7 protein-coding genes are annotated in these 8,100 nt (G+C 69.8%); 6 read left to right on the forward strand and 1 reads right to left on the reverse strand.

Annotated elements, in window-relative coordinates; genetic code table 11:
- Positions 1–62: 62 nt before the first annotated feature.
- From JNK30_RS14335 to JNK30_RS14345, 3 genes are all read left to right on the forward strand, one after another.
- Complete coding sequence (locus tag JNK30_RS14335) at positions 63–1,838, forward strand: SLC13 family permease (protein WP_293483127.1); 1,776 nt, start codon at positions 63–65, stop codon at positions 1,836–1,838.
- A 252-nt stretch (positions 1,839–2,090) separates the two neighbouring features.
- Positions 2,091–3,950, forward strand: a complete 1,860-nt coding sequence (locus JNK30_RS14340; protein ID WP_293483129.1) for a ribonucleoside-diphosphate reductase subunit alpha — start codon at positions 2,091–2,093, stop codon at positions 3,948–3,950.
- A 194-nt stretch (positions 3,951–4,144) separates the two neighbouring features.
- Positions 4,145–4,801: a hypothetical protein gene (locus tag JNK30_RS14345; RefSeq protein ID WP_293483130.1), complete on the forward strand. Its 657-nt coding sequence runs from the start codon at positions 4,145–4,147 to the stop codon at positions 4,799–4,801.
- A 48-nt stretch (positions 4,802–4,849) separates the two neighbouring features.
- Here JNK30_RS14345 and JNK30_RS14350 read toward each other — a convergent pair whose 3' ends face one another.
- Entirely contained in the window at positions 4,850–5,509 is a 660-nt protein-coding gene (locus JNK30_RS14350; protein WP_293483131.1) for a glutathione S-transferase family protein, read from the reverse strand.
- A 102-nt stretch (positions 5,510–5,611) separates the two neighbouring features.
- On the opposite strand from JNK30_RS14350, the gene JNK30_RS14355 reads away from it, so the two are divergent.
- The 3 genes from JNK30_RS14355 to JNK30_RS14365 all read left to right on the forward strand — a co-directional run bounded on the left by JNK30_RS14355 (position 5,612) and on the right by JNK30_RS14365 (position 7,827).
- Positions 5,612–6,670, forward strand: coding sequence for a ribonucleotide-diphosphate reductase subunit beta (locus tag JNK30_RS14355; RefSeq protein WP_293483132.1), 1,059 nt, complete (start codon positions 5,612–5,614; stop codon positions 6,668–6,670).
- 143 nt (positions 6,671–6,813) lie between these two features.
- Complete coding sequence (locus JNK30_RS14360; RefSeq protein WP_293483133.1) at positions 6,814–7,455, forward strand: dihydrofolate reductase family protein; 642 nt, start codon at positions 6,814–6,816, stop codon at positions 7,453–7,455.
- A gap of 132 nt (positions 7,456–7,587) precedes the next feature.
- Positions 7,588–7,827 (forward strand): AAA family ATPase, encoded by a 240-nt coding sequence (locus JNK30_RS14365; protein ID WP_293483135.1) that lies wholly within the window; start codon positions 7,588–7,590, stop codon positions 7,825–7,827.
- Positions 7,828–8,100: the final 273 nt, after the last annotated feature.

Raw genomic sequence — 8,100 nt, forward strand, 5'->3', positions numbered from 1 at the left:
GGGCGCCACTTCCGGCGCGGCTTTGCGTTTAGCTCGGCAGCGCAGCGGGGGTCGAGGGACGCATGACACTCCAGCAGGCCCTGGCCTTCGGCCTGATGGGCCTCACCATCGTGGGCTTCATCTGGGGCCGGTGGCGCTACGATGTGATCGCGGTGCTGGCCCTGCTGGCGGGGGTCACGCTCAACATCGTCCCGGCCGAGTCGGCCTTCGACGGCTTCAAGAACGACATCACCGTCATCATCGCCTGCGCCCTGGTGGTGAGCGCGGCCTTTGCCCGGTCGGGCATCGTCGAGCGGGTGCTACGGCCGCTGGCGCCGCACCTCAAGACCCCCGCCTCGCAGGTGATGCTCTTCGCCGGCGCGGTCACGCTGCTCTCCATGGTCACGAAGAACGTCGGCGCGCTGGCGATCATGATGCCGATCGCGCTGTCCGTGGCCAAGCGCACCGGCACGCCGCCCTCGCTGATCCTGATGCCGATGTCGTTCGGGGCGCTGCTGGGCGGCACGGTCACCCTGGTCGGCACCTCGCCCAACATCATCGTCTCGCAGGTGCGCGAGGAGATCCTGGGCCGGCCGTTCGGCATGTACGACTATGCGCCCGTGGGCCTCGGCGTCACGGCGGTGGGCCTGATCTTCCTCGCCTTCGGATACCGGCTCCTGCCCAAGTCCCGGCCCACGCGGGAGACCCTGGACGCGGCTCTCGGCGCCAACCCCTACGTCACCGAGGTCGAGGTGCCCCTCGGCTGGGAAGGCGGGCCGACCACCATCGGCAAGCTCGACCACCTGGCAGGCGGCGATGTCACCGTGATGGCGCTGGTCCGCGACGGCAAGCGGCGGCCGTCGCCGCACGCCAACACCCGCGTGCGGCCCGGCGACATCCTGCTGCTCGAAGGCGACCACGAGTCCCTCGACTCCCTCATCGGCCGCCTCAAGCTGAAGCTCACCCGCGCGGATCGGCCCATCACGATGGAGGAGCCGACCGAGGAGGTCCGCATCGTCGAGGTCGTGGTCGGGCCCGAGTCCGTGATGGCCGGGCGTTCCGCGCGGCAGGAGGACCTGCATACGAGCCACGGGGTCAACCTCTTGGCCGTCAGCCGGGCCGGCTACCGCATTTCGAGCGAACTGCGCACGCTCAAGCTCCGGGCCGGCGACATGCTGGTCCTGCAGGGGGCCGAGCGGACGCTGCCCGGCGCGCTGAAGACGCTGGGGCTGCTGCCCCTGGCCGAACGGGAGGTTCGCCTGGGCGGCCCCCGGTCGCTGGCGCCGGCGGTGATCCTGGCGGTGGCGATGATCCTGGTGGCGCTGAAGATCGCGCCCGTGGCGATCGCCTTCTTCGGCGCGGCCGTCCTGATGGTGGCGGTGGGCGCGATCCGCATGCGCGAGGCCTACACCGCCCTCGACGGACCGCTCCTCGTCCTGATCGCCTGCCTGATCCCGGTGTCCGAGGCCATCCGCGCCACGGGCGGCGCCGACCTCATCGCGGAGGGTCTGGCCTGGGCGTTCCGCGGGCAGCCCGGGATGCTTGCGCTGGGCGCGGTGATGGCGGTGGCCATGGCCGCGACGCCGTTCCTGAACAATGCCGCGACGGTGCTGATCGTGGCGCCGATCGGCGCCAGCCTGGCGAAGCTGCTGGGCTTCCAGCCCGAACCCTTCCTGATGGCCGTGGCGCTCGGCGCCGCCTGCGACTTCCTCACGCCGATCGGGCACCAGTGCAACACCCTGGTGATGGCCCCTGGCGGCTACCGCTTCGCGGACTATCCCCGGCTGGGCGCGCCGCTGTCGCTGATCGTCCTCGTGGTGGGCACCGTGCTCATCGGGATGGTCTGGCCGCTGAGCTGACGGCGCGGCGCGCGGGCCGTTCACAGTGTCGTGAATCGCCGCCCCGTTAACCCTGCTGCGCCGAGAGCGGCCGAATCCGCGTTAACGTCTCGTTAGCGAAAAAACCCGGGGACGGGCTGCTCGCCTCATTGACGAGTCGATGGGACCCATGTGTCCATATGTGGGTTGTTCGGGATGGGGCCGACACAACATCTAGGGGCTGGGACTGGGGCGGGAGAGCCAGGGTCCCGAATGGGAAATGGGTCCGAGGACATGAGTGAGGCGGCGAAGGTTGGGATTGCCGAGTCTTCTGAACGGGTTGCGCCGGCGCAGCCCGCGCGTCCGCAGCTGCAGCTGGTCCGGAAGGTCGAGGTGGATCGGTCGCGCGACGCGCTGCTGACCGACTTCGGCAAGACGACGCTGGAAGACCGCTACCTGCTCCCGGGCGAAAGCTACCAGGACATGTTCGCGCGCGTCGCCACGGCGTTCGCCGACGACGCCGACCACGCCCAGCGGATCTACGACTACATCTCGCGGCTCTGGTTCATGCCGGCCACGCCGGTGCTGTCGAACGGCGGCGCCCAGCGCGGCCTGCCGATCAGCTGCTTCCTGAACGCCGTGCCCGACAACCTCGAAGGCATCGTCGGCGTCTGGAACGAGAACGTCGCCCTGGCCTCCAACGGCGGCGGCATCGGCACCTACTGGGGCGGCGTCCGCTCGATCGGCGAAAAGGTGAAGGGCGCCGGCCAGACCAGCGGCATCATCCCCTTCATCCGCGTGATGGACTCCCTGACGCTGGCGATCAGCCAGGGGTCGCTGCGCCGCGGCTCGGCCGCCGTCTACCTCGACATCCATCACCCGGAGATCGAGGAGTTCCTCGAGATCCGGAAGCCCTCGGGCGACTTCAACCGCAAGAGCCTGAACCTCCACCATGGCCTGTCGATCACCGACGAGTTCATGGAGGCGGTGCGTGACGGCGCCATGTTCGGCCTGCGCTCGCCGAAGACCGGCGAGGTCATCCGCGAGGTCGACGCCCGCTCGCTCTGGCAGAAGATCCTGGAGATCCGCCTGCAGACGGGCGAGCCCTACCTGATCTTCTCCGACACCGTGAACCGCGCGATGCCGCAGCATCAGCGCGAACTCGGCCTCTCCGTCCGCCAGTCCAACCTGTGCAGCGAGATCATGCTGCACACCGGCAAGGACCATCAGGGTCTGGAGCGGACGGCCGTGTGCTGCCTGTCTTCGGTCAATGCCGAGACCTTCCTGGAGTGGCGCGACCACCCGACGTTCATCGAGGACGTCATGCGCTTCCTCGACAACGTGCTGGAGGACTTCATCGTCCGCGCGCCGCCGTCGATGAAGAACGCCGTCTACGCCGCCCGCCGCGAGCGCAGCGTGGGCCTGGGCCTCATGGGCTTCCACTCGTTCCTGCAGAGCCAGAACGTGCCCTTCGAGAGCGCCATGGCGAAGAGCTGGAACATGCGGCTCTTCAAGACCCTGCGCCGCCAGTGCGACGCCGCCTCGCGCAAGCTGGCCGCCGAGCGGGGGCCCTGCCCGGACGCCGCCGAGCGCGGCGTCATGGAGCGCTTCAGCCACAAGCTGGCCATCGCGCCCACCGCCTCGATCTCGATCATCTGCGGCGGGACCTCGGCCGGCATTGAGCCGATCCCGGCCAACATCTACACCCACAAGACCCTGTCGGGGACCTTCGCGGTCAAGAACCCCTTCCTCGACGCGCTGCTGACCGAGAAGGGCCAGAACACCCCCGGGGTGTGGGATTCCATCCTGCAGAACGAGGGCTCGGTGCAGCACCTCGACTTCCTGAGCCAGGACGAGAAGGACGTCTTCAAGACGGCCTTCGAGATCGACCAGCGCTGGGTGATCGAGCTGGCCGCCGACCGGACGCCCGACATCTGCCAGTCGCAGTCGGTGAACGTCTTCCTGCCCGGCGACGTCGACAAGTGGGACCTGCACATGCTGCACTGGACGGCGTGGGAGCGCGGCTGCAAGTCGCTCTACTACCTGCGCTCCAAGTCGGTGCAGCGCGCCAGCCATGCCGGCGGCGAGGCGCTCGCCGAGGTGGTCCACGCCGAAGGCAAGACCGACTACGAGGAATGCCTCGCCTGCCAGTAGGCCCTCAGGCTCGCACAGGCTCCTGAAACGCCAGGCTCCTCCCGGCGAGGGGCGAGCCTGCGCGGCAGGGGAGGGACCGGCCGCTGCGAGCAAGGGCCGCGCGATTCACCCTGCCGCAATTCGCCCCAGGCGCTTTTGGCCTTGCCGGGGTCCCCGGCGTCGCGAACTATGACCCTCGGAACGGGGAGTAGCGCATGCGTGGGGTCGCGCTCGTCGTCGCACTGGCAGGCTGCGCGGCCGCAGGGTCCGCCGCGGCGCAGACGCGTGTTCCCGATCTCACGGCCGCCCTCGACCTCAAGGACGCCGCCTTCGCCCGGGTCCCCCGGGGCTTCGACGACGACCGCCTGGACCGGGTGACGATCCGCGCCTGGCCCCGGGCGGTCAGCTTCTCGTCCGACACGCTGGAGTTCGAGGTCGCGCCGCACGCCGGCTTCGGCGTCTCCGATCGCGGGCGGGGCGCGGCCGAGGGCGGCGCGATGCTGACGGTCTCGCCGAAGACCCGCGGCGAGCGCGCCCTGGCGCACCTGCGCGACATGGGCGTGAAGGACGGCCAGGCGGCCTTCGGCGACACCGGGCGCTGGTACCTGTTCGCGGCCGCCAGCGGCCAGGCGGTGGGGCTCAACATGCTGCGCGGCGACCGCGGCGGCTGGGACCGCGCCGGGTGGTCCACCGACGCCGCCAGCACCCTGGTGGGCGACGCCCAGGTCGGCGTGGGCTGGCGCAAGGGGGACGTGCAGAGCTCGTTCGGCGTCATCCACCGCGAGGTGAAGGGCAAGCACATGATCTGGGGCCAGCCCACCCGCGACGACACCGTCGCCGCCTTCACCTTCAGCTTCCGCCCGCAACGCTGACCATCGGCCTCGCCGCCGCAGGCGCACGGCTAGGCGGGGCGGCCCCATCTAGATCCGGTCCCAGCCCTCGAAGAAGGGGTAGCGCTCGGCCCACAGCGCGGCCAGCCGCGGGTCGGCGTCGACGCGGCGCACGGCCTCGCCCATCCGCGGCGCCGCGGCGTAGAACCGCTGCCGCCTGGGACGGAAGCGCGACACCACCGCCACGTACAGGTCGAGCACGGTCAGCGCCTCGCCCAGGATGTACGGGCCGGGCTCGACCTGCCGCTCCATGATCGCCCAGCATTGGCTGATCCGGTCCTGGATCGCGGCGTCCATCTCGCCGTGGATGCGCGGGTCGACCACCAGGCGCGAGGGGTCGTCCTTGATCCAGTAGAAGGCGTAGATCGCGGCGCTGACGAAGCTCATCCAGCGCAGGAAGGCCGAGCGGCGCGGATCGTCCGGCCCCGGGGCGAGGCCCGCCTCCGGGTGCAGCTCCCCGAGCCGCACCAGAATGGCCGCGCTCTCGGTCATCACCTCGCCGCCGGGGAGCGCTAGTGCCGGCACCTGCCGCATGGGGTTGGCGGCCAGCACCCGGTCGCCCGCCGCCTGGTCGTCCTCGAAGGTGGGCGCCTCGACCACCTCGAACGGCGCGCCGATCAGCGTCAGCGCCGCCTCCACGGCCACGCCGCCTGAGCCGACGGCGGAATAGAGGACATATCCACCGGCCATCACCAACTCCGTGGAAAAACGCTACATACCGTGGGGTGGCCGCTTTACGACCACAACATGTTGAGACACTCTTAACCCCGTTCGCAGGGGGCGCGTGACTCGATGAGCCAGACCACATCCAACGTCCAGGCGCTGCCGGGGCTCCTCACCCCGTCCTATGCCTACAAGCCCTTCCGCTACCCCTGGGCCTACGACTTCTGGAAGCGCCAGCAGCAGGTCCACTGGATGCCCGAGGAGGTGCCGCTGGGCGAGGACCTGAAGGACTGGGCGGTCAATCTCACCGACCGCGAGCGCAACCTGCTCACCCAGATCTTCCGCTTCTTCACCCAGTCGGACGTCGAGGTGAACGACAACTACATGGAGCGCTACAGCCGCGTCTTCAAACCCACCGAGGTGAAGATGATGCTGGCCTCGTTCTCCAACATGGAGACGATCCACATCGCGGCCTACGCCCTGCTGCTCGAGACGATCGGCATGCCCGATTCCGAGTTCACGGCCTTCCTCGACTACAAGGCCCTGCGCGACAAGCACGACTACATGCAGCAGTTCGGCGTCGACACCCACGCCGACATCGCCCGCACGCTGGCCATGTTCGGCGGCTTCACCGAGGGCCTGCAGCTGTTCGCCAGCTTCGCCATGCTGATGAACTTCCCGCGCCACAACAAGATGAAGGGCATGGGCCAGATCGTCAGCTGGTCGGTGCGCGACGAGAGCCTGCACTGCGAAGGGATCATCAAGCTCTACCACGCCTTCAACAAGGAGACCGGCTGCGTCACGCCCTCGGTGGCCGACGACATCGTCGACTGCTGCAAGACGGTGGTGGGCCTGGAGGACAAGTTCATCGACCTGGCCTTCGAGGCCGGCGACGTGGCGGGCATGACCCCCGCCGACATCAAGGCCTACATCCGCTTCATCGCCGACTGGCGCCTGCGCCAGCTGAACCTGCCCGAGGTCTACGGCGTGAAGGAGAACCCGCTCCCCTGGCTGCAGAGCATGCTGAGCGGCGTCGAGCACGCCAACTTCTTCGAGGCGCGCAGCACCGAGTACTCCAAGGCCGCCACCCGCGGCCAATGGCACGGCAGCGAAGGCGTCTGGGCCGAATTCGACCGCATGCAGGCCAAGCGCGACGCCGCGCCGGAGGGGCTGATCGCAGGGGAGTGATCCCCCGCCCGGGCCCGGCGGGCTCGCTTGGGGTCTCCGTGCGGCGACGTCGTCCGCGGAACGGCGGATGTCGGAAGGCCGCACTGCGGCGCGTCCTCCGGGCGCAAGCCCGCGACCAGCGGGTCGGAAGGCGGAGGCGCGGGATGTCCAGGGTTCGGGTGGCGGGGTTCTCGGTCTCGGTCGACGGGTTCGGCGCGGGACCCGACCAGAGCCTCGAACATCCGCTCGGCCGGGGCGGCGAGGCGCTGCACCAGTGGATGTTCGGCACCCGCTTCTTCCACGACATGATCGGCGAACCGGGCGGCAGCGACGGCGTCGACCAGGACTACGCCCATCGCGCCATGGACGGGTTCGGCGCCTTCATCCTCGGCCGCAACATGTTCGGGCCGGTCCGCGGCCCGTGGCCCGACGAGAGCTGGACGGGGTGGTGGGGCGCCGATCCGCCATACCACGCGCCGACGTTCGTGCTGACCCACCATGCGCGCGCGCCCCTCGTCATGGAGGGCGGCACCACCTTCATCTTCGTGACCGAGGGGCCGGAGGCGGCGCTGGCGCAGGCGCGGGCCGCCGCGGGCGGCCTCGACGTGAAGATCGGCGGCGGCGTCTCGACCGTGCGCCAGTACCTGCGCGCCGGCCTGGTCGACGAGCTGCAGATCGCCGTGTCCCCCGTGGTGCTGGGCGAGGGGGAGCCGCTGTTCGCCGGCATCGATCTGCCGGTCCTCGGGTTCCGCGTTCGCGAGCGCCGAGCCAGCGAGGACGCGATGCATGTGGTCCTGACCCGCTAGCCGCAGACGGCGCCGAGCCCTTCCGCTCGCCCTGACGTTGCGGCAGGCAGGTCGAACCGTCCGCGTGGTCAATACGGCTGTTGACCGTCAGTACCGTGACGATGGGGTTCCCGGGCGCCGAACATCGCCTTCATCAGTCCCAAGGGTGGCGCGGGCAAGACGGCGGCGGCGCTGCTGCTGGCCCTGGGCCTGGCCGAGCGCGGCGCACGCGTGGCGCTAATCGATTCCGATCCGAACAAGCCCCTGGTGCGCTGGGGGGACCTGCCAGCTGCAAAGACTCAGCGAGAGGCACGATCACTTTCACATCATGCCCGAAGACATGCGCCCCGAGCTGCCTGTGCGTCTCAAGGTCCGCAATCCACGCCTACCTGACGCTCAGGGCGTCTGCTTAGTGCCAGTGCGCGGCCATGCGGCCGGCAGCGGCAGGCCGCTTTCGACCCGTTGCGGACGGCTGGAAAATCGTGAGGACTCCTCTCCCAAGCGCGGCAGCGCTGTGGGAGAGGCCGGGAGAGGGCGGCGCGGCTGGACGGGCCGAAGACGCCGCGTGGGACCCGGTCGCAGGTCAGGGGCGGAAAGCGCCTGATCCCGCTCGACGCCGCTCGATGTGACGCCCACGTCGGCTGGGGTCGGACTCGCGACAGGCGC

It is taken from the genome of Phenylobacterium sp. (genome assembly GCF_016793225.1).
Taxonomy (GTDB): Bacteria; Pseudomonadota; Alphaproteobacteria; order Caulobacterales; family Caulobacteraceae; genus Phenylobacterium.